At 69.5% G+C, this 20,310-nt stretch carries 19 protein-coding genes; 9 read left to right on the top strand and 10 right to left on the bottom strand.

Translation table 11 applies throughout. From position 1 onward, the window contains the following. Positions 1-3 precede the first annotated feature (3 nt). Positions 4-1,296, top strand: a complete 1,293-nt coding sequence (locus ABLI39_RS03650) for a DUF58 domain-containing protein (protein ID WP_349412058.1) — start codon at positions 4-6, stop codon at positions 1,294-1,296. Positions 1,297-1,312: 16 nt separating this feature from the next. Beyond that, the gene (locus ABLI39_RS03645) at positions 1,313-2,023 is read left to right on the top strand and encodes a DUF4166 domain-containing protein (RefSeq protein WP_349412057.1); all 711 of its coding nucleotides are present in this window, start codon (positions 1,313-1,315) and stop codon (positions 2,021-2,023) included. Between the two features lie 3 nt (positions 2,024-2,026). On the opposite strand, the gene ABLI39_RS03640 is transcribed toward ABLI39_RS03645, so the two are convergent. The 7 genes from ABLI39_RS03640 to mnmA form a co-directional block, all read right to left on the bottom strand. Next, the gene (locus ABLI39_RS03640; RefSeq protein ID WP_349412056.1) at positions 2,027-3,091 is read right to left on the bottom strand and encodes a uroporphyrinogen decarboxylase/cobalamine-independent methonine synthase family protein; all 1,065 of its coding nucleotides are present in this window, start codon (positions 3,089-3,091) and stop codon (positions 2,027-2,029) included. Positions 3,092-3,093: 2 nt separating this feature from the next. After that, the gene (locus ABLI39_RS03635) at positions 3,094-3,534 is read right to left on the bottom strand and encodes a chorismate mutase (RefSeq protein WP_349412055.1); all 441 of its coding nucleotides are present in this window, start codon (positions 3,532-3,534) and stop codon (positions 3,094-3,096) included. A gap of 132 nt (positions 3,535-3,666) precedes the next feature. Then, complete coding sequence (locus ABLI39_RS03630) at positions 3,667-5,373, bottom strand: ABC transporter ATP-binding protein (protein WP_349412054.1); 1,707 nt, start codon at positions 5,371-5,373, stop codon at positions 3,667-3,669. Next, positions 5,370-6,389 carry an ABC transporter permease gene (locus ABLI39_RS03625; RefSeq protein WP_349412053.1) on the bottom strand — a complete coding sequence of 340 codons (1,020 nt, stop codon included), beginning with the start codon at positions 6,387-6,389 and terminating at the stop codon, positions 5,370-5,372. The genes ABLI39_RS03630 and ABLI39_RS03625 overlap by 4 nt, the downstream gene beginning before the upstream one ends. Position 6,390: 1 nt before the next feature. Then, on the bottom strand, positions 6,391-7,482 hold the full coding sequence (locus ABLI39_RS03620; protein WP_349412052.1) for an ABC transporter permease: 1,092 nt from the start codon (positions 7,480-7,482) through the stop codon (positions 6,391-6,393). Positions 7,483-7,614: 132 nt separating this feature from the next. Beyond that, complete coding sequence (locus tag ABLI39_RS03615; RefSeq protein ID WP_349412051.1) at positions 7,615-9,249, bottom strand: ABC transporter substrate-binding protein; 1,635 nt, start codon at positions 9,247-9,249, stop codon at positions 7,615-7,617. An 818-nt stretch (positions 9,250-10,067) separates the two neighbouring features. Next, positions 10,068-11,192: a tRNA 2-thiouridine(34) synthase MnmA gene (gene mnmA, locus ABLI39_RS03610; RefSeq protein WP_349412050.1), complete on the bottom strand. Its 1,125-nt coding sequence runs from the start codon at positions 11,190-11,192 to the stop codon at positions 10,068-10,070. A gap of 209 nt (positions 11,193-11,401) precedes the next feature. Here mnmA and ABLI39_RS03605 point away from each other — a divergent pair, with 209 nt between their 5' ends. Further along, positions 11,402-12,646: an NAD(P)/FAD-dependent oxidoreductase gene (locus ABLI39_RS03605; protein WP_349412049.1), complete on the top strand. Its 1,245-nt coding sequence runs from the start codon at positions 11,402-11,404 to the stop codon at positions 12,644-12,646. On the opposite strand, the gene ABLI39_RS03600 is transcribed toward ABLI39_RS03605, so the two are convergent. After that, entirely contained in the window at positions 12,643-13,869 is a 1,227-nt protein-coding gene (locus tag ABLI39_RS03600; protein WP_349412048.1) for a cysteine desulfurase family protein, read from the bottom strand. The two genes, ABLI39_RS03605 and ABLI39_RS03600, sit on opposite strands and share 4 nt — an antisense overlap. A gap of 40 nt (positions 13,870-13,909) precedes the next feature. Between ABLI39_RS03600 and ABLI39_RS03595 the strand changes: the two genes are divergently transcribed. Next, on the top strand, positions 13,910-14,785 hold the full coding sequence (locus tag ABLI39_RS03595) for a DMT family transporter (RefSeq protein ID WP_349412047.1): 876 nt from the start codon (positions 13,910-13,912) through the stop codon (positions 14,783-14,785). Here ABLI39_RS03595 and ABLI39_RS03590 read toward each other — a convergent pair. Beyond that, positions 14,772-15,467 carry a helix-turn-helix transcriptional regulator gene (locus ABLI39_RS03590; RefSeq protein ID WP_349412046.1) on the bottom strand — a complete coding sequence of 232 codons (696 nt, stop codon included), beginning with the start codon at positions 15,465-15,467 and terminating at the stop codon, positions 14,772-14,774. The genes ABLI39_RS03595 and ABLI39_RS03590 overlap by 14 nt on opposite strands. A 90-nt stretch (positions 15,468-15,557) precedes the next feature. Here ABLI39_RS03590 and ABLI39_RS03585 point away from each other — a divergent pair, with 90 nt between their 5' ends. Beyond that, positions 15,558-15,971 carry a hypothetical protein gene (locus ABLI39_RS03585; RefSeq protein ID WP_349412045.1) on the top strand — a complete coding sequence of 138 codons (414 nt, stop codon included), beginning with the start codon at positions 15,558-15,560 and terminating at the stop codon, positions 15,969-15,971. Positions 15,972-16,028: 57 nt separating this feature from the next. Here the strand turns inward: ABLI39_RS03585 and ABLI39_RS03580 are convergent, their stop codons facing one another. Then, on the bottom strand, positions 16,029-16,931 hold the full coding sequence (locus tag ABLI39_RS03580; RefSeq protein ID WP_349412044.1) for a diacylglycerol/lipid kinase family protein: 903 nt from the start codon (positions 16,929-16,931) through the stop codon (positions 16,029-16,031). 125 nt (positions 16,932-17,056) lie between these two features. Here ABLI39_RS03580 and ABLI39_RS03575 point away from each other — a divergent pair, with 125 nt between their 5' ends. From ABLI39_RS03575 to ABLI39_RS03560, 4 genes are all read left to right on the top strand, one after another. Next, positions 17,057-18,028 carry a J domain-containing protein gene (locus ABLI39_RS03575; RefSeq protein ID WP_349412043.1) on the top strand — a complete coding sequence of 324 codons (972 nt, stop codon included), beginning with the start codon at positions 17,057-17,059 and terminating at the stop codon, positions 18,026-18,028. 38 nt (positions 18,029-18,066) lie between these two features. Next, positions 18,067-18,534: a tRNA (cytidine(34)-2'-O)-methyltransferase gene (locus tag ABLI39_RS03570; RefSeq protein WP_349412042.1), complete on the top strand. Its 468-nt coding sequence runs from the start codon at positions 18,067-18,069 to the stop codon at positions 18,532-18,534. Between the two features lie 237 nt (positions 18,535-18,771). Continuing rightward, positions 18,772-19,377 (top strand): ECF RNA polymerase sigma factor SigK, encoded by a 606-nt coding sequence (gene sigK / locus ABLI39_RS03565; RefSeq protein WP_349412041.1) that lies wholly within the window; start codon positions 18,772-18,774, stop codon positions 19,375-19,377. Position 19,378: 1 nt separating this feature from the next. After that, positions 19,379-20,260 carry an anti-sigma factor gene (locus ABLI39_RS03560; protein ID WP_502935182.1) on the top strand — a complete coding sequence of 294 codons (882 nt, stop codon included), beginning with the start codon at positions 19,379-19,381 and terminating at the stop codon, positions 20,258-20,260. Positions 20,261-20,310: the final 50 nt, after the last annotated feature.

Below are 20,310 nucleotides of genomic sequence, written 5' to 3'. Positions count from 1 at the left end.
GCCATGGCGATTTCCGGACGCTTTGTGCTGCTGGCGCTGCTGGGCCTGGTCCCGGCGGTGCTCCTGCCCGGGTGGGAGTCGGCGACGGCGGTGCTCCTGCTGCTGGCGGCCGCGGCGCTGCTGGACCTGGGCCTTGCCACTCCGCTGCGGCACGTCTCGGTGCAGCGCAGCGACCCCGGCAGCGTCGCCCTGGGCGGGTCTGCGGAGTCCGTCCTCATGGTCGCGAACGCCGGCCGCCGCGCCCTCCGCGGCCTGCTCCGGGACGCGTGGCAACCTTCGGCGGGGGCGCAGAACCCCCGCCAGCGCCTGCTGCTCCCGGCCGGCGAGCGCCGCCGGATGACCGTCACGCTGACGCCCACCCGGCGCGGGGAGCTGGCGGCCGGACACGTTACCGTCCGCGCCTTCGGCCCGCTGGGGCTCGCCGCCCGGCAGCGCACCCTGCCCTGCCCCGGAACGCTGAAGGTGCTGCCGCCGTTCAATGCGCGGCGGCACCTGCCCTCCAAACTGCGCCAGCTCCGCGAACTCGACGGCAAGGCGGCGGTCCAGATCCGCGGTGCCGGCACCGAATTCGATTCCCTCCGCGACTACGTACGCGGCGACGACGTGAGATCCATCGACTGGCGCGCCACGGCCCGCCGTTCCGCCGTGGTGGTCCGCACCTGGCGGCCGGAACGGGACCGCCGCGTGGTCATCCTGCTCGACACCTCCCGCACCGCCGCCGCCCGGATCGCCGACGAGCCCCGGCTGGACACCGGCATCGAGGCGGCGCTGCTGCTGGCCGTCCTCGCCGAACGCGGCGGGGACCGGGTGGACTTCCTCGCCTTCGACCGTATGCTCCGGGCACGGGCGGGGTCCGCGGCCAAAGGCAACCTGCTGGGCCAGCTGGTCCAGGCGATGGCACCGCTGTCGGCCGAACTCATCGAACTCGACTGGAGCCAGATCACCGCCCAGGTCCGCTCCGTGTCCGCCCACCGCTCCCTCGTGGTGCTGCTGACCGCGCTCGACGGCGGCGCGCCCGAAGAGGGGCTCCTGCCCGTGGCCGCCCAGCTCGCCCAGCAACATGTGGTGGTGGTGGCCTCCGTCCGCGACCCCATGCTCGGTGAGATGCAGCGGGAGCGCTCCAGCGCCACCGGTGTGTTCCGCGCCGCGGCAGCCGAGCGGGCCCTGTTGGAACGCGACGCGGTCAGCGCCCAACTGCGCCAGGCCGGCGTCGAAGTCGTCGACGCCGAACCCGCGCAGCTGCCGCCGGCCCTCGCGGACGCGTACATTCGTCTGAAGGCCGCGGGACGGCTGTGACCCCTAGGAGGATGCCGTGAACGGCGATGAACCGATCTACCGGCTCGGTCTCGGACCGGATTTTGCCAAGCTGCAGCCCGAACTGCAGGAGTACTTCTCCCTCGTGCCGGGGTCCGGCCGCTACGGTGTCGGCGAGGGCGTCTTCGACGTCGTCGGCTGCCGGCAGGCGTGGCTGCGGCCGCTGCTGCGGCTCGCCACCGGTGAGCAGGCGTTTTTCCCGGAGTACGGCGATGGGATCAGGTTCCGGATCGAGAACCACGCCCATCTGGACCCGTTCGGCCGCCCCAGCCTGACCGCCCGGCGGGACATTTTCTTCCCGCGGACCACCAGGATCTTCCACGACACCACCAGCCTGGACACCTCCGCCGGCGCCCCGCGGCTGGTGGACTATGTGGGCCGCTACCGCCGACTCGTCACCGACCTCAACCTCAGCGTCACCCCCGGGGGACGGCTGCGCGGCATCTCCGAGGCCTCCCGGCTGTTCCTGGGCCCGCTGCGGATCCCGCTGCCGGCGGCCCTGGACGCCAAGGCCTATGCCGAGCAGTGGTGGGACGCGGACGAGGGACGGCACCGGATCCAGGTCAAGGTGATCCAGCCGCAGATCGGGCTGGTGCTGGTCTACGCCGGCCGCTTCGACTACCGGCTTGAGCCCTACCCCGCCGGCGCGTCGGGCCCCGGCCGTCTCCCCGCGCGGGTCCGGCCCGACCGCTGGGAACGCCGCGTCTAGGGCCTAGCCGAGGGCGAGCTGGTTCAGCCCGTCGGCGAGCTGCGTCAGCCGGGTCAGCACCGCCGTCGCGGACGCGGGGGTATGCCCGGCGAGGCCGCCGGACGGTGTGACCCGCACCGAGCCCAGAGCCCCCGCCGGGAGCCCGAGCTGGCGCCACGGGCGCCACAGCGTCTCGACCGCCTGCGGCACGCGGGGCAGCGCCGCTGCGGGGTCCTCGACGCCCAGCGCGCCGGCCCACAGGCGTTTGCCGGACTCGACCGCGCCGGCGAGCTGCTCCCACTGGCGGGAGGTCAGCGCCCGCAGCGGCACGGCGATCCCGTCGGCGCCGGCGGCGAGGATCCGGTCGAAGGGTGCCTCGACTTCGGGCACGGAGACCACGATTTCGGCCGCCCCGGCCGCGCGCAGGGCGTCAATGACAATCCGCCAGGATTCGGTAACTTCGGAACCCGGCACGGCGCGCAGGGTGCGGTAGCCGCTGGAGGTGGGGATGGTGCCGGCCATCACGGCCGCGATGTCCGGTTCGTCGAGCTGCACCACCAGGGCAGCGCCGGGCACGGCGGCGGCGGCCCGGCGCAGGTAGGCGCCCACGCCGGCCGCGAGCGAGGCCGCGAGATCCCGCCGCGCACCATGGTCGATGAGGGCCCGTTCGCCGTTGTGCAGGTGCAGGCCGGCGGCCAGGCTCAGCGGGCCGCGCAGCTGGATCTTCAGCTCGGCCGCGGGGGTCTCTTCGGCTCCGACGACGTCGGCGAGGACGTTGATGTCGGTGGACAGCGCCGAGCGGGCACGCATCAGGTCCTTGCCGGGCCGGTCGACGAGCCGCCAGCCGAACGGCTGGACGTCGACGGCGAGACCCTCCAGCAGCGAGGCGGTGCGGCCCAGCGCGTCCGAGCCGACGCCGCGGTCGGGGAGCTCGGCGAGGAAGGGAAGGTGCGGGCTGCCGAGCTCGCCGCGGATGATCCGGGCGGCCTCGACGGGGTCCTCCCCCGGCCACGGGCCCAGGGCTGTGGCCGTGACCTCTGCGGCAGCAGACACGTAGGCAGCGGGCACCGGGGCAGCGGGTACGGGCACGGCTACGCCTCGGCGGAGACGGCCGGGCCGGCCGGTGCCCGCCCGGCGGCGGCCTCATGCGCGGCGGCCTGGTGGTCCTCGGCGATGGCCTCGTGGTGGCGGATCACCTCGCCGATGATGAAGTTCAGGAATTTCTCGGCGAACGCCGGGTCCAGGTGGGCTTCGGCGGCGAGCCGGCGCAGCCGGGCGATCTGTGCCGTCTCGCGGCCCGGGTCCCCGGCGGGAAGTTTGTGCGCGGCCTTGAGGAAGCCGACTTTCTGGGTGGCCTTGAACCGCTCGGCCAGGAGGAACACCAAGGTGGCGTCGATGTTGTCGATGCTGGAGCGGATGGAGAGCAGTTCCGCCATCACCGCGGGATCCACGTGCCCGGCCAGGGAGCTGGCGGCGGGGTCGTAGGGATCGGCGTCGGCGTCGTGGTGGAGGTTCTGGTTCTGCTCGGTCATTGACCCAGTCTAGGGGGCCGGGCTGAAATCCCCTCGGGTGTTAAGCGCGGGCCACCCGTGCCGAAAAGGGCATGCCCGCCGTTCGCAGTGAACGGCGGGCATGCCCTTTAGGTGCTGCCGGAACGGTCCGGCTCAGGCGCCGAGCACCGCGCGGAACTCCTCGCGGCGCCGTGCTTGCTCGTCCGGATCCGGAACGGGCAGTGACGCGATGAGCTTCTTCGTGTACTCGTGCTGCGGGTGGCCCATGACCTGGTTTCCGAGGCCCTGTTCCACCATCTTGCCCTTGTAGAGGACACCGACCCAGTGTGAGAGGATGTCCACCACGGCGAGGTCGTGGCTGATGAACAGGCAGGCGAATCCGAATTCGGCCTGGATCTCCTTGAACAGCTCCAGCACCTTCGCCTGCACCGAAACATCCAGCGCCGACGTCGGCTCGTCGGCGATCAGCAGCTTCGGGTTCAGGATCAGCGCCCGCGCCAGTGACGCGCGCTGGCGCTGGCCGCCGGAGAGCTCGTGCGGGTAGCGGTCGGCGTACGACGCCGGCAACTGCACCGATTCGAGCAACTCCCGGGTCCGCTGGCGGGCCTGCGCCGGCGTCGGCTTGCTGTGGATGACCAGCGGCTCCGCGATGCACTCACCGATGGTCAGCTGCGGGTTGAACGACGCCGCCGGGTCCTGGAACACAAACCCGATCTGCTTGCGCAGCGGCTTGAAGGTGCGCTCCTTGAGATTGAGCATCTCGTAGTCGAGGACCTTCAGGCTGCCGCCCGTGGTCTTGTTCAGGCCCGCGATGGCGCGGCCGATGGTGGTCTTGCCGGAACCGGACTCGCCGACGAGGCCGAACACCTCGCCCTCGGAGAGCGTGAAGTTCACGCCGTCCACGGCCTTGAACGCGGGGCTGCCCAGCCGGCCCGGGTACTCGATGGTCAGGTTCTTCGCCTCGACCAGGACCTTGCCGCCCTGGTGGGCGCGTTCGGTCATGCCCGCCGAGGCGGAGTTCCGGCCCAGGTGCGGGACGGCCGCCAGGAGCTTCTTCGTGTAGTCCTGCTTCGGTTCCGCGAAGAGCACCCGCGAGCTGGCCTCTTCGACGACGTCGCCCTGATACATCACGACGACGCGGTCGGCGAGGTCGGCGACGACGCCCATGTTGTGAGTGATGAGCACGATCGAGGTGCCGTACTGGTCCCGGAGCTCGCGCAGGAGTTCCAGGATCTCCGCCTGCACGGTGACATCGAGCGCCGTGGTCGGTTCGTCGGCGACGATCAGCCCCGGGTTGAGCGCCAGCGCCGCGGCAATGACCACGCGCTGCTTCTGCCCGCCGGAGAACTGGTGCGGGTAGTAGTTGACCCGGGTTTCCGGGTCCGGAATGCCCACCTTGCGCAGGGCCTCGATGGCGCGGGCCTTGGCCTCCCTGGCGCTGACCCGGCTGTGCCCGGCATGGGCACGGATGCCCTCGGCGATCTGCCAGCCCACGGTGAAGACGGGGTTCAGCGCCGTCGAGGGCTCCTGGAACACCATGGCCACGTCGCGGCCGCGGATTTCCCGCAGCTTCGCGGCGCTCACACTGATCACGTTGTTGCCGTTGATCAGCACGGCGCCGGAGCTGATGGCCGTCTCCGGCAAGAGACCCAGGATGGTCTTGGCGGTGACGGTCTTGCCGGAGCCGGATTCGCCCACGATGGCGACGACCTCGCCGGGGTTGACCTCGAGGCTGACATCCTTCACGGCATAGACGTCCCCGGCGTCCGTGGCGAAGGTCACCTTGAGGTTGTTGATGTCCAGCACGGGCCCGGAGCCTCGGGTGTGCTGGTCTGAAATGGAGCCGATATTGGTGCTCATGAACTGCTCACTTCTGCTGAGTTTGCTGTCTGGGCGCCGGCGGAATCAGGGCCGCCTTTGCCGGAGGCAGCCTTCTTGCGCCCGCGTAGGCGCGGGTCGTTGAGGTCGTTGATGCTTTCGCCGGCCAGGGTCAGCCCCACCACGGTGAGGACAATGGCCAGGCCCGGGAAGACACCCGTCCACCAGATGCCGGAGGTGGTGTCCGCCAGCGCCTGTTTGAGGTCGAAGCCCCATTCGGCTGCCGACGTCGGTTCGATGCCGAAGCCGAGGAAGCCCAGGCCCGCGAGGGTGAGGATGGCTTCGGAGGCGTTCAGCGTGAAGATCAGCGGCAGGGTGCGGGTGGCATTCTTGTAAATGTGCCGGCTCATGATCCGGATGTTGGATGCGCCCACCACCTTGGCCGATTCGACGAAGGGTTCGGCCTTGAGCCGGATGGTTTCGGCGCGGATGACCCGGAAGTACTGCGGGATGAAGACCACGGTGATCGAGATCGCCGCGGCCAGGATCCCGCCCCACAGGCTGGAGCGCCCGCCGCTGATCACGATCGCCATGACGATCGCCACCAGCAGGGACGGGAAGGCGTACACGGCGTCGGCGATCACCACGAGGATCCGGTCCAGCCAGCCGCCGATGTAGCCGCTGACCAGGCCGAGGATCACGCCGATGAAGATGGACATGATCACGGCGACGACGATCACCAGGACGGCGGTCTGCGCGCCCCAGACAACCCGGGAGAACACGTCGTAGCCGCCGACGGTGGTACCGAGCAGGTGCCGCCCACCGGGGGCCTGCTGCGCCGGGAAACTGCCGTCGGCGTCGGAGATCTGGGAGAAGCCGAACGGGGCGATCAGCGGGGCGAAGATCGCGGTCAGCAGGAACAGCGCGGTCAGGATGAGCCCGGTAACGAGCATGCCCCGCTGCAGGCCGACGCTCTTGTTGAAGTGGGAAACGACCGGCAGCCGCTTGAACCAGGGTTCCCGGCGGTTTTCTGCGGCGATGGTTGGTTCGATGCTCATGTCAGTACCTCACGCGGGGGTCGATCAGCGCGGCGACGATGTCCACGATGAAGTTGGTCACGGCCACGATCACGGCGAGCAGCACCACGATGCCCTGCACGGCCACGAAGTCGCGGGCCGTCAGGTAGGTGGCGAGCTGGAAGCCCAGGCCTTTCCATTCAAAGGTGGTCTCGGTCAGCACGGCGCCGCCGAGCATGACCGCGATCTGCAGGCCCATCACGGTGATGATGGGGATCAGCGCCGGCTTGTAGGCATGCTTGGTGACCAGGCGGAATTCGCTGACGCCGCGTGAGCGTCCGGCCTCCACGTAATCCTTGCCGAGGGTGCCGATCACGTTGGTGCGGACCAGACGCAGGAAGATACCGGCGGTCAGCAGGCCCAGGGCGACGGCGGGCAGCACGGCGTGCGCGGTGACATCGCCCAGCGCGGCCATGTTGCCGCTGCGGACGGCGTCGAGCCAGTAGATGCCGGTGGGCGCCTGCAGCGCGGTGAGGGCCAGTTCCGTCGAGGTCTTGGCCCGCCCGGCCACCGGAAGCCAGCCGAGCCAGACCGAGAAGGTCAGCTTGAGCAGCATGCCGGCGAAGAACACCGGCGTGGCGTAGCAGAGGATGGCGAAGATGCGCAGGACGGCGTCGGGCGCCTTGTCGCGGCGGTGCGCGGCAATCATGCCCAGCGGGATGCCCACAACCAGGGCCACGAGCAGCGCGTTGATGGACAGCTCGAGCGTCGCCGACCCGTAGGTGGTCAGCATCTCGGAGACCTGCCGGTTGTCCGAGAGTGTGGTGCCGAAGTTGCCGGTGAGGAGGCGGCCGAGGTATTCGAAGTACTGCACGAAGATGGGCCGGTCGTAGCCGGCCGAGTGGATGCGTTCGGCCAGTTGCTCCGGCGGGAGCCGGCCGCCGAGGGCGGCCGTGATCGGGTCGCCCGTGATCCGCATCAGGAAGAACACGAGCGTGACCAGGATGAAGATGGTCGGGAAGATCAGCAGGAACCTGATCAGGATGTATTGGCCCAGTCCCCCACCGGACGCCTTTTTCTTTGTCGGCAATAGGCCGTCGGCGTCGCTGGGCGGCGCCTCAATAAGTGTTGTCATTGGTACCTAAATTTGTGTTTCCGTCGGCTTCGTGGGCTTCCGGAATCGGTTGTCCTGCCCTCAGCAAGAGAGGCGGGACGCCGCGCAGGCGCCCCGCCTCCATGGCTGGTCAGGACCGGATGGGGAATGGACCTACTTGGAAATTACTCCGAGACGGGTCTTGAAGGAAGCGTCGAGGGTCTTGTCGACCCCCTGGACGTCCTTGCCGGCGACCATCAGCTGGGCGCCCTGCAGCAGCGGCAGCGTGGAGAGGTCCTTGGCGACGGCCGTCTGGGCGTCACCAAGCACCTTTTCGCGTGCGCTCTTGTCAACGGTGGTGAGCTGCTTCTTGATCAGGTCCGTCACGGAGGCGTTCTCGTAGTGGTTCTTGAGGAAGTTGCCCGGGATGAAGAACGGGGTCAGGTAGTTGTCGGCGTCGGAGTAGTCCGGGAACCAGCCGAGCTGGTAGACGGGGTAGACGTCCTTGGTGCGGTCCTTGGAGTAGGTGACCCACTCGGTGGACTGCAGGTCGACCTTGAACAGGCCCGACTTCTCCAGCTGTTCCTTGATCATGGCGTACTCATCGCCGGAGGACTTGCCGTAGTGGTCCGGGTTGTACTGCAGCTTCAGGGTGACCGGGGCGGTGACGCCGGCGTCGGCGAAGGCCTTCTTGGCCTTGTCGAGGCTGGGCTTGCCGTTGCCGTCGCCGTACATGTCCTTGAGCGGCTTGATGGCGCCGACGAAGCCGTCGGGGACCACGGAATACGCGGGCAGGTAGGTGCCCTTGTAGACCTGGCTGGCGATCGCGTCGCGGTCGACGACGCTGGCCATCGCCTGGCGGACGGCCAGGGCCTTGGCCGGGCTGGCGTCGGGGGTCTTGGCGCCGAACGGCATGGTGTCGAAGTTGAACACGATGTAACGCAGTTCGCCACCGGGGCCCTTGTGGACCTTGACCTTGGAATCCTTCTCGAGGTCGGCGGCATCGGTCGCGGTCAGGCTGCGGCCGGCGACGTCGATGTTGCCCTGCTGGACATCGAGCTTGAGGTTGTTGGAGTCGGCGTAGTACTTGATCGTGGCGCTGTCGTTCGCCGGCTTGCCGAGCATGCCCTTGTAGTCCGCGTTGGCCTTGAGGCTGATGAGCTCGTTCTTCTTGTAGCTCTCGATCGTGTACTGGCCGGCGAAGGGCTTGCCCTTGACGATCTCGTCGTCGCTCATCAGCTTGTCGGCGGGGAAGACCTCTTCGTCGACGATCGGGCCGGCGTTGGCTGCGAGGACGCCCGGGAAGACCTGGTCGTTGCCTTCCTTGAGCTTGAACACGACGGTGGAGTCGTCTTTGACTTCCACCGAGGCGAGGTTGCCGAGCAGGGAGGCCGGGCCGTTGTCGTCGTTGATCTTCACGACGCGGTCGATCGAGAACTTCACGTCGGAGGACGTCAGCGCGTGGCCGTTGGCGAACTTCAGGCCGGACTTGAGCTTGACGGTGTACTCGGTCGGGGCCGTGAAGGAAGCGGACTCGGCGATATCCGGGCTCGAATCGGCCGTTCCGGGCTTCGAGTTCATCAGGAACGGGTAGATCTGGTTCATCACCATAAAGGAGCCGGCGTCGTACGAGCCGGCCGGATCGAGGGTGACCACCTTGTCAGTGGTGCCGTACGTAATGGTGCCTCCGCCTGCGGCGCTGCCGGAGGACGTTCCGCCGCCGGAAGGACCGGTGCAGGCCGTCAATGCAAAGGCGGAAACCCCGGCGAGCGCGATGGCGCTCTGGAGGGCTTTTTTGTTCATTGCCATCTGTGAACTTTCTGTTCGATGAGTACTAGTCCGCTGCCCGGGGTAGCTTGACTCGTGGGGCAGCTCACTGTCCTGATTCCTAGATTCAACCAGAAGACCGTGGGGTGCATCGTCAAATCTTGTGAGTTGAGACACAAAATTTACACGATTCGAAGGAACTCATCGTTTTCTGCAGGATATGGCCCGGATCTTCGGCACCTTCGACGGCGGCGATCTGCGGGTGGACATGCCCTTCGCCCGGGCCGGGGAATGGACATAATCCCCATATGCCCACTCGTGGCCGCGAAGAATGGACATGCCCCCGGGTCCCAGGCACCCGCGCGCGGACATGCCCTGAGCACCCTTCGGCCAATGGACATGTCCCTCCGCAGAGATCCTGACGGGCGCATGCCCTGGGCCCGGGCCGGGGAATGGACATAATCCCCATATGCCCACTCGTGGCCGCGAAGAATGGACATGCCCCCGGGTCCCAGGCACCCGCGCGCGGACATGCCCTGAGCACCCTTCGGCCAATGGACATGTCCCTCCGCAGAGATCCTGACGGGCGCATGCCCTGGGCCCGGGCCGGGGAATGGACATAATCCCCATATGCCCACTCGTGGCCGCGAAGAATGGACATGCCCCCGGGTCCCAGGCACCCGCGCGCGGACATGCCCTGAGCACCCTTCGGCCAATGGACATGTCCCTCCGCAGAGATCCTGACGGGCGCATGCCCTGGGCCCGGGCCGGGGAATGGACATAATCCCCATATGCCCACTCGTGGCCGCGAAGAGTGGACATGTCCGTCCGGTGCGGGACGTCGAAAACTGGGACGGGCGCTAGAGGGCCGCGCGCTGCCGCGACCGGGCGGCGTCGATCGTGGCCTGGCCAAGGACCCGGCTGCCCTGGTACAGCACCACGGTCTGGCCGGGGGCCACACCGCGCAGCGGCTCGGCCAGGGTGACCACCAAATCCCCGGCCCCGTCCGTGTGCTCCATCCGGGCGGTCGCCGGGACGGGGTCCCCGTGGGCCCGGACCTGGGCGTGGCAGTCGAACTCCGCGCCGGTGGCGATTTCGGCGATCGGCAACCCGGCCCAGGAGACCTTGATGCCCCGGATCTCGTCGATGGCCAGCAGGGCCTCGGGACCCACCACCACCTTGTTTTCCTTGGGCCGGATCTCCAGCACAAAGCGCGGCTTGCCGTCGGCGGCCGGGGTGCCCAGCTTCAGGCCGCGGCGCTGGCCGACGGTGAAGGCATTGGCGCCGGGGTGCTCGCCGACCTTGGCGCCGGATTCGTCCACGATGTCGCCGGTGGTCATCTCGATTTTCTCGGCCAGCCAGCCGGCGGTGTCGCCGTCGGGGATGAAGCAGATGTCGTGGCTGTCGGGCTTGTTCGCCACCGACAGCCCGCGGCGCTCCGCCTCGGCGCGGACCTCCGCCTTGGACGGGGTGTCGGCGAGCGGGAACATCGAGTGCCGGAGCTGTTCGTGGGTCAGGACGCCCAGCACGTAGCTCTGGTCCTTCGCCCAGTCCGCGGCGCGGTGCAGTTCCGGGTTGCCCTCGGCGTCGGTGATCACCTTGGCGTAGTGGCCGGTGCAGACGGCGTCGAAGCCCAGGGCAATCGCCTTCTCCAGCAGGGCGGCGAACTTGATCCGCTCGTTGCAGCGCATGCAGGGGTTGGGGGTGCGTCCGGCGGCGTACTCGTCAATGAAGTCCTGGACGACGTCTTCCTTGAAGCGCTCGGAGAAGTCCCAGACGTAGTACGGGATGCCGAGCACGTCGCAGGCCCGCCAGGCGTCGCGAGAGTCCTCGATGGTGCAGCAGCCTCGGCTGCCGGTGCGCAGCGTGCCGGGCATGCGGGAGAGGGCAAGGTGGACCCCGACGACGTCGTGGCCGGCCTCGACGGCGCGGGCTGCGGCGACGGCGGAATCGACGCCGCCGCTCATGGCTGCAAGAACTCGCATGCTGGCTTTCTGTGGGAATCAGGGGGTTCACGGGCGGTCGCCCCAAGGCGTGGAGCTAACACAACGTCCGCCCGCCTATTCTATCGCCACGCCGATTGCTCCCCCAAAAAGCCTTGACGCTCAGGCCCGGCTCTTCTAGCGTCAAAGTTAACTGTTTTAGAAATTCGGCTTAGCAACTCCTGGCACCAGCGCAGACGGGACCCCCAGAGATGACTATCGACAACATCGTGATTGTGGGCGGCGGACTGGCCGGAGCCACCGCCGCGAAGACCCTGCGGGCCGAGGGCTACGAAGGTCCGGTGACCCTGCTCGCCGAGGAGCCGCATGCCCCCTACCTGCGGCCGCCGCTGTCGAAGGAGTACCTCCTCGGCAAGGACGGCGAGGAGGCGCTCCCGGTGGTGCCGGCCCGCTGGTACGCGGAGAACGACGTCGAGCTGCGCCTGGGCGCTCCCGCCACCGCGCTGGACACGGGTGCCCGCACGGCGGACCTCGCCGACGGCGCGCGGCTCCGCTATTCGGCGCTCCTGCTGGCCACCGGCGCACGTCCGCGCTCAATTCCGCTGCCCGGCAGCGACCTCGAGGGCGTGATGACGTTCCGGACGGTCGAGGACAGCCGCCGGCTCCGGGAGGCCCTGGCCGGCGGCGGCCGAAACGTGGTGCTGGTCGGCTCGGGCTGGATCGGGATGGAACTGGCCGCGGCCGCGAATTCCTACGGCAACGCCGTCACGCTGCTGGGGCTCGAGCAGGTGCCGCTGGCGGCGGCGATCGGCCCCGAACTGGGGGGCTTCTTCCGCTCGCTGCATGAGTCCCGCGGCGTGCGGTTCCGGCTGCCGGCGTCGGCCGCCGCGATCACTGGCGACGCCGGCCGGGTCACCGGCGTCCGCACCGACGCCGGCGAAGTCCTGGCCGCCGACCTGGTGGTGGTCGCCGTCGGCGTCGTGCCCGAAACCTCGCTCGCCGCGGCGGCCGGCATCGAGCTGGGCAACGGGATCATCACCGACGCCTCGCTGCGGACCTCCGCTCCCGGGGTCTTTGCCGCCGGCGACGTCGCCAACGCCCTGCACCCGTTCACCGGCCGGCACCACCGCAGCGAGCACTGGTCCAACGCGCTCAACGGCGGCAAGGTCGCCGGACGGGCGATGCTGGGCCGGGACGCCGTGCTGGACACCATCCCCTACTTCTACACGGACCAGTACGACGTCAGCATGGAGTATTCCGGTTTCCCGACGCTCATCGACGGCCCGCCCGTCATCCGGGGCTCGCTGGAGGCCAAGGAGTTCCTGGCGTTCTGGCAGCGCGGCGGCCGTGTGGTGGCGGGCATGAACGTCAACTGGCCCCGCTCCGCCAAGCCGCAGAAGGCCATCAAGGCCCTGATCGCCGCGCGGGCCCAGGTGAGCCCGGCGGTACTGGCGGACCAGGACATCCCGCTGGAGCAGCTGCTGCCGGAGCCCTAGCCGGCGGCGGAGTGGCGGGCGATGGTTCCGGCGGTCTGGATGCTGGATTCGTGCCCGGCCATGCCGGCCTGGCGGGCGCGGGCATACGCCCCCGGCAGGGCGGCCAGCAGGGCATCGACGTCGGCCTCCGTGGACGTGTGGCCCAGGGTGAAGCGCTGGGCACCGCGGGCGGTGTCCTCGTCGAGCCCCATCGCGAGCAGCACATGCGAAGGCCGGGGCACGCCGGCGGTGCAGGCGGATCCGGTGGAGGACTCCACGCCGGCAAGGTCCAACAGGAACAGCAGGGAGTCACCCTCGCAGCCGGGGAAGGTGAAGTGCGCGTTGCCCGGCAGCCGGCCTGGCCCCGGGGCGCCGCGCAGCACGGCCTCCGGCACGGCGTCGCGCACGCCCTCGATCAGGCGGTCCCGGAGCCCGGCGATCCGCGCGGACTCCCCGGCCAGGTGTGCAGCCGCCGCCTCCGCCGCCGCCGCGAAGGCCGCGATCGAGGCGGTGTCCAGGGTGCCGGATCGCACGTCGCGCTCCTGTCCCCCGCCGTGCTGGACCGGGGTCAGCTTGACGGCGCGGCCCAGGAGCAGGGCGCCGACGCCGACCGGACCGCCGATCTTGTGCCCGGAGACGGACATTGCGTCCAGGCCGGTCCCGCGGAAATCGACCGGCACCGAGCCGAAGGCCTGCACGGCGTCGGCATGCACCGGCACTCCGGCGGCGTGTGCCAGGCGCACAATGTCGGCGACGGGCTGGATGCTGCCCACCTCGTTGTTGGCCCACATCACGGTGACGAGGGCGATCGAGGCGGGGCCGTCGGCCAGTTCGGCCTCCAGCGCCGCCAGGTCCAGCACGCCCTCGGCGTCGACCGGCAGCCAGCGCACGTCGGCGCCCTCGTGCCGCTCCAGCCATTCGACGGTGTCCAGCACGGCGTGGTGTTCGATGGTGGAGCACAGGATGCGGGTGCGGCGGGGGTCCTCGGCTTGGCGGGCCCAGTAGAGGCCCTTGACGGCGAGATTGTCGGCCTCCGTGCCGCCGGAGGTGAAGATGACTTCCGAGGGGTGCGCCCCGGCCGCGGCGGCCACCGCCTCGCGGGCATCCTCGACGGCCCGGCGGGCGCGGCGGCCGGAACCGTGCAGCGAGGAGGGGTTGCCGGTGCGCGCCAGCTCACGCGTCAGGGCGGCGAGCGCCTCGGCGGCGAGCGGCGTGGTGGCGGCGTGGTCTAGGTAAACGGGCACAGCCCAATTCTACCGTCGCGTGCTGGTGTACATTCGAGCGGTGAAGGCGTCCCTGTACCTCGTCCTGGCCACCCTGTTCTGGTCCGGAAATTTCGTCGTCGGCCAGGCCGCGGTCGCCTCGATGACCCCGCTGGACCTGACCTTCTGGCGCTGGACCCTGGCGGCGCTGCCCCTGCTGGCACTGGCCCACTTCGTCGAAAAGCCGGACTGGCGGGCGGTGCTGCGCCGCTCGCCGGTACTGCTGCTGCTGAGCGTGCTCGGGATGAGCGGCTACACCCTGCTGCTGTACGGCGCCCTGGGCTACACCTCGGCCATGAACGCTTCCCTGATCACGGCGGCCAACCCGGCCCTGATTGTGGTGATGGCGATCGTCCTGCTCGGGGAGAAGACCACCCGGCTCGGCTGGCTCGGCATCGGCCTGGGGCTGCTGGGGGTGCTGCTGGTCCTGACCCGCGGGGAACTGCAGCGGGTGTTCAGCCTCTCGATCAATACCGGCGAGCTGATGATGATCGGCGCCATCGTGGTCTGGGGCAGCTACACGATCATCGCCCGCCGGCTGGAGATTCCCGCCATCACCGCCACGGCGGTGCAGGTGGCGATCGCCACCGTGACGCTGGCCCCCTTCGCCCTCGCCCTGAACGTCCGCTTCCCGGAGACCCCGGCCGAAGGCTGGTCGCTGGCCTACATCGCCGTTTTCCCCTCCCTCGGCGCCTACCTGTTCTGGAACCTGGCGCTGAAGACCACCCCGCCGGGGACCGCGGGGAACTACCTGAACCTGATGGTGGTGTTCACGGCGATCATTACGGTGGCGCTGGGCACGCCGTTGACGCTGGTCCAGGTCGTCGGCGGGATTATGGTGGTCGCCGGCGTCCTGCTGACCGGCCTCAAGGGGCAGGCCAGGCTCAGGCCGGCCTGATCCGGGCGCAGCACTGGGCTGCTGTGGCGTCGTCCCGCGCCCTGAGGACCTCGATGTCGAGCGCTTCCACCCGGTCCGGGGCCAGGCCGCAGCCTGCGGCGGCGCCGGCCAGGAACGCGCCGTTCATGGCGCAGACCACAGACGTGTGGCCCTGGGCCACCCGGTGGAAGGGGCAGTTGAGCAACACTAAGCCGCCGGCGCCGTCGTCCGCGGGAAGGTACCCCTCGTCGGCGAGCACGGCGTCAAAGTCGCCGCCGGCGGACTCCGCCGCGTTCTCGCCGCGCGCCCGGGCCGCGCGCAGCAGCGCCTCCCGGGCGGATCCGCCGTCCGCCGCTGAGTCCTCAATAGCCGTCACCAGCAGTTCGGCGGCCAGGTCGTAGCTGCGCTCGGGCACCGACGCCGAGACCTCCTGCACGGCGGCACGGTAGAGCTTGGCCGGACGGCCCGAGCCCGGGCCCTCCTTGCCCCCGACCTTGCGGAATTCCACTGCCAGCAGGCCGTCATGGACCAGGCGGTCCAGCTGGAACGACGCCGTGCTGCGCGCCAGCCCCAGCGCCCCCGCCGCATCGTCACGGCTGACCGCGTCGTCCGCGGCGGCGACGAAGCCGAAGAGCCGCCGGCGGCTCTCATCGCCCAGGGAGGCCACGGCGGCCAGCCTGCGGCTCCACGAAAAGACGTTCATAAATCCACCCTAGCTCTAAAAACAAGATCCATTGCTTAACCTCCGCTACCATTCTAAAATCAAGATATCCATTTTTAGAAGGAGTGCATGATGAAATCTTCAACCACACTGGCAGCCCCCGCCCCGACCGCCGCGGCCGGCGCCCAGCGGCAGGCCTTCCTGTTGCTGCGCACGGTTTTCACCGTGGCACCGATCATTTTCGGCCTGGACAAGTTCACCAACCTGCTTACCCACTGGACGATGTATCTCGCCCCCGTGGCGACGTCGGTAGTCCCCTTGCCGGCGCAAACTTTTATGTACATCGTCGGCGTCGTGGAGATCGTTGCGGGCCTGGCGGTAGCGTTCCGGCCCCGCTTCGGTTCTCTGCTGGTCGCCGTCTGGCTGCTCGGCATCATCATCAACCTGCTGGTACTGGGCAGCTTCTTTGACGTGGCGCTGCGCGATTTCGGCCTGCTGGTCGGGGCCCTTGCCCTGAACCGGCTCTCTCCGGCCAGGGCCCGGTAGCGGCCGCTGCTGGCGTCGGCGCGGGCCGCCGCGAGCGCGGCCCGAGCCGACGCGGGCCTACGCCAGCACCCGAAGGGCACCGGGGACGACGTCGATGGCCAGCGGCAGCCGCCCGATCCGTTCGCCGTCCGCGTAGGCGATGACGCCGGCGGCTTCCAGTTCAACTTCCCGGACCCGGCGGATCTCCACCGCCGGGTGGCCCACGTGCCGGCCCGAGAACACCTTGGGGAACACGGCCAGGAATCCCGCGCGGGACAGCGGCCGGACAATGAACAGGTCAAGGTATCCGTCGTCGAGCACAGCGTCGGGCACCACGTTCATGCCGCCGCCGATTGACTGCCCGTTGGCCACCGAGATCAGCATGGCCCCCTGCCTCCAGCGCTCGCCGTCGGCCGTCACGGTGTACTGGATGGCGCGGAAGGTGGCCAGTTCGCGCAGCATGGCCAGATTGTACCGGGAGCGGCCCCGGGGCCAGCGCCAGGCATTGGCGCGTTCGTTGACGGCTGCGTCGAAGCCGGCCGAGACGACGCCGGCAAACCAGTACGTCCGGTCCCCGGAGCGCACCCGGCCGGCGTCGATCAGCCGCCCGCCCGTGGGCAGGGCCTCAAGGACGCGGGCGGCGGCCGCGGGGATGTTGTGCCGCGGCAGTCCGAGCGCCCGGGCCATGTCATTGCCGGTGCCGCTCGGAATGATGCCCAGCGGCGTCGAGCCGTAGGCGGCGCCCGACCCGGCGAGCGCGTTGACGCCGAGGTGCACCATCCCGTCGCCGCCGGCCACCACCAGCGCATCCACCCCGTCGGCCAGCGCCTTGTCCACGGCCCGGGACAGCAGCTCGTAGCTGTCCTCGCACAGCAACTGCACCTGCACCCCGGCCGCGCGGAAGCAGTCCGCCGCTTCCTGGCCGGCATGCCGTCCGCGGCCGAAGGAGGCGCGCGGGTTGACGGCGAGGGCAATCTTCATGGGCTGAATTATGCCAGCCGCCGGGAACCATCTGCGGCCGCGCGCTCGTTATTCCCCCAGCCGGTTAAACTGGCCACGCCGGAGGTCCCGGCCGGACCCGCTCCACCGATGCAAAGGATTCTTGCTTGACGCAGGGCAGCAGCTCGCACTACCAGGTCCTCCGGATTCCTGTCACGGCAACGGACAAGGACATCAAGGTGGCTTACCGGAAGGCTGCCCGCACGGCGCACCCCGACCACGGCGGCGACGCCGCCACGTTCCGCCGCGTCACCCTCGCCTACGAGACGCTCATCGACGCCAGGCGCCGCGCCGACTACGACCGCTCGTACGGCAGCGGCACCGCATTCTCCAGCCGGACGGCCCCGGCCGAGGAAGGGGCGCATTTCGACGCGCCGGCTGCCGGCAGCCGGGCCTCCGCACACGTTCGCAGGCCCAACACGCCGCGGAACACCGCCGCGGACGCCCCGGTGTACGTGCCCTCCTTCGAGGAGGTGGCCGCGGCCGGCGAGGTGCCGCTGATCCCGGAGCCGGTGGCCGGCCAGCAGGTCCACGGCATGCCCCGCAAGCGCGGGCTCTTCGGCGCGGAGGCCCGCATCCAGCGCGAGATGCGCACAGTGCAGCTGATCACCCGGCAGATCCTGCCCGCGATTCCCGCTTCCCGCCTGGTCAACGGCCTGCAGTCCCCGGCGGACAACAGCCACATCGACCATGCGCTGCTCTCCGGCTACCGGCTGGCCATCATCGGTTCCATGCTCCTGCCGCCGGGCGCCTATGCCTGGAACGGCAGCACCCTGAACCACGGCGGCCGCTCCATCGCCCCGCCGCAGCTGGCCCACGTGGTGCGCCGGATGCAGGACATCTTCCCGGAACTTAACGTCACCGGCTGGACGGTGGTCCACAGTACCGACGGCAACCTGCACGAACCCGTGATCGACCGGCACGGACGCTCCCGGGGCCGGGGCGACAGCCACGAAACCGTGCAGGTGGTCAACGCCGCCGGCCTGGCCCGAGGCCTCAAGCAGTTCCTCAGTTCCGGGCCGGCCCCGAACACGGTCAACGTTCCGGTACTCGCCCGGCTGCTGCGCGGAATGCACTAGCGTACCGGACCGCCCGGACCGATCGCTAGGATGGAAGCGTGTTCCGCATCCTCTTCCACAGCCCCGAAATTCCCGGCAATACTGGCAACGCCATCCGGCTCGCCGCCATCACGGGGGCCGAGCTTCACCTCGTGGAGCCGCTGGGCTTTGATTTTTCCGACGCCAAACTCCGCCGCGCCGGGCTGGATTACCACGACCTCGCCGTCGTCACAGTGCACCGGGACATCAACGCCGCATGGGAGGCCCTGGCGCCGGAGCGGGTGTTTGCGTTCACGTCCGACGGCGAAACCTCCTACACGGACATCGGCTACCTTCCCGGCGACGTCCTGATGTTCGGCCGCGAATCCGTGGGCCTGTCCGAGGAACTGAAAAACGACCCGCATGTGACGTCCCGCGTCCGGCTGCCGATGCTGCCGGCGCTGCGCTCGCTGAACCTGGCCAACGCGGCCTCGATCGCCGTCTACGAGGCGTGGCGCCAGCACGGCTTCGCGGGCGCCAAGCTCTAGCAGCGCCTCGCCACGGATTCCGCCACGGATTCCCGAAGTCCATCCCATCCGGACCTGCCGCCGCTCCGAATGCCTTCTGAGAGACCATCCATGCTGGACGTCGAAGGGAGCGAGGAGCGGCAGGTGAGCACAATGCAGGTGGATAGACGCCCGGCCTTTCGGGCTGCGGGCAACCACGGCGACGTCCAAGCCCGTCCTGGCCCCCGATCGGCGGACGGCACCTTATGCTTGAAGGTGATGGACACTCCGAATGCCCCGAATCCCGCGGCCGCTGCTCCCCCCAGCGCCCCAGCCGACGTAAACCGCCGGCTGGCAGCACTGCTCGGACAGATCGCCGGCGGGGACCAGGCTGCTTTCGCCGAGTTCTACCGGCTCACCTCGCGCCGTGTTTTTGGCATGGCGCGCCGCGTCCTGATCGACCCGGAGCTGAGCGAGGACACCACCCAGGAAGTCTTCCTGCAGGTCTGGCAGAACGCGGCGAAGTTCAACGCCGACGCCGGCAGCCCGCTCGCGTGGCTGATGACAATTTCGCACCGCCGGGCCGTGGACAAGGTCCGGTCCTCGCAGTCGTCCACCGACCGGGAGTCCAGGTACGGCGCCAGCAGCCAGGAGATCGACCACGACTCCGTCTCCGACGAGGTCGGCAGCCGGCTTGAGGCCGAGGCCGTGGTCCGCTGCCTGGACACGCTGACCGACACGCAGCAGGAATCCGTCCGGCTCGCCTACTACGGAGGGCTTACCTACCGGGAAGTCGCCGAGAGGCTCAACGCGGCCGTTCCCACCATCAAGTCCCGCATCCGCGATGGACTAATCCGCCTGAAGACCTGTTTGGGGGTGAGTTGAGATGAACGACATGAATCCACAGGACAGCGACCGCGCGCCCGGCAGCTTCTCCCCCGACATCGCCGGCGACCTCAGCTCCGGCCGCGCCGTGGACCTCGCCGAGGTTTACGCGCTCCACGCCCTTGACGACGCCGAACGCGACGCCGTCGAGCGCCACCTTGCCGACGCACCGCTGGCCGAGCGCTCCGAATTCGAACAGCGCGTCCGGCAGGCCCGCGAGGCCCTGGCCCGGAGCTTCAGCGCCGAGGAGGAACCGCCCGCCGGACTCTTCGACCGCATCGTCGCCGCCCTTCCGGCACAAAATGCCGGACCGGCCGACGCCGTGCCGTCCCCCGACGCCGCAGCCCCGGTGGTGGCCCGGCCGGTCCGGGAGAACCCCGAACTTCCGGTCACCGATGAACTCGGTGCCGCCCGCAAGCGCCGGGAGGAGCGGCGTCGGCCGCAGGGCACCCGCGCCTGGCTGATCGGCGTCGCTGCTGCGGCCGCCATCGCCATCGGCGGCGTCGGGGTGGGGGCGTATGTCGCCAACCAGAACGATCCGCTCAACCAGGTGATGCAGGCCGGCGATGTGCGCAAGGCGACGGTCGAGGTGATCGGCGGCGGCACGGCCTCGCTGACCCTGTCCTCCTCGAAGGATGCCGCCGTGGTGAAGATGAACGGCGTTCCGGCCCCGCCGGCGGGGAAGGTCTACCAGATGTGGCTGATCCCCAAGGACGGCTCGGCCCCGGTTTCCAAGGGCCTGATGGACGCGGAAGCACTGTCCAAGCCGGCTGTCGTCACGGGCATCGGTTCCGCCGCCGCTCTGGGGATCACGGTGGAGCCCGCGGGCGGCTCGAAGTCGCCCACCTTGCCGACCGTAGCGTCGGCCCCGCTGGGCGCCTAAGACCAAACAACAAAGCCGCGCAGCGCCCCGCTTGGTTTCTTGGGGCCGGC

It is taken from the genome of Pseudarthrobacter sp. B907 (assembly GCF_040137805.1).
In the GTDB taxonomy this organism is placed as follows: Bacteria; Actinomycetota; Actinomycetes; order Actinomycetales; family Micrococcaceae; genus Arthrobacter.
Note: the sequence above shows the minus strand (reverse complement) of the source record. Positions and strands in the feature narration are given on the sequence as shown.

Bases quoted from the DNA above. Each gene is read 5' to 3' on its own strand.
- ABLI39_RS03590 (WP_349412046.1), bottom strand. From the start codon at position 15,467: ATGAACGTCTTTTCGTGGAGCCGCAGGCTGGCCGCCGTGGCCTCCCTG.
- ABLI39_RS03625 (WP_349412053.1), bottom strand. From the start codon at position 6,389: ATGAGCATCGAACCAACCATCGCCGCAGAAAACCGCCGGGAACCCTGG.
- sigK (WP_349412041.1), top strand. From the start codon at position 18,772: ATGGACACTCCGAATGCCCCGAATCCCGCGGCCGCTGCTCCCCCCAGC.
- ABLI39_RS03620 (WP_349412052.1), bottom strand. From the start codon at position 7,482: ATGACAACACTTATTGAGGCGCCGCCCAGCGACGCCGACGGCCTATTG.
- ABLI39_RS03560 (WP_502935182.1), top strand. From the start codon at position 19,379: ATGAACGACATGAATCCACAGGACAGCGACCGCGCGCCCGGCAGCTTC.
- ABLI39_RS03605 (WP_349412049.1), top strand. From the start codon at position 11,402: ATGACTATCGACAACATCGTGATTGTGGGCGGCGGACTGGCCGGAGCC.
- ABLI39_RS03650 (WP_349412058.1), top strand. From the start codon at position 4: ATGGCGATTTCCGGACGCTTTGTGCTGCTGGCGCTGCTGGGCCTGGTC.
- ABLI39_RS03615 (WP_349412051.1), bottom strand. From the start codon at position 9,249: ATGGCAATGAACAAAAAAGCCCTCCAGAGCGCCATCGCGCTCGCCGGG.
- mnmA (WP_349412050.1), bottom strand. From the start codon at position 11,192: ATGCGAGTTCTTGCAGCCATGAGCGGCGGCGTCGATTCCGCCGTCGCC.
- ABLI39_RS03630 (WP_349412054.1), bottom strand. From the start codon at position 5,373: ATGAGCACCAATATCGGCTCCATTTCAGACCAGCACACCCGAGGCTCC.
- ABLI39_RS03580 (WP_349412044.1), bottom strand. From the start codon at position 16,931: ATGAAGATTGCCCTCGCCGTCAACCCGCGCGCCTCCTTCGGCCGCGGA.
- ABLI39_RS03585 (WP_349412045.1), top strand. From the start codon at position 15,558: ATGAAATCTTCAACCACACTGGCAGCCCCCGCCCCGACCGCCGCGGCC.
- ABLI39_RS03635 (WP_349412055.1), bottom strand. From the start codon at position 3,534: ATGACCGAGCAGAACCAGAACCTCCACCACGACGCCGACGCCGATCCC.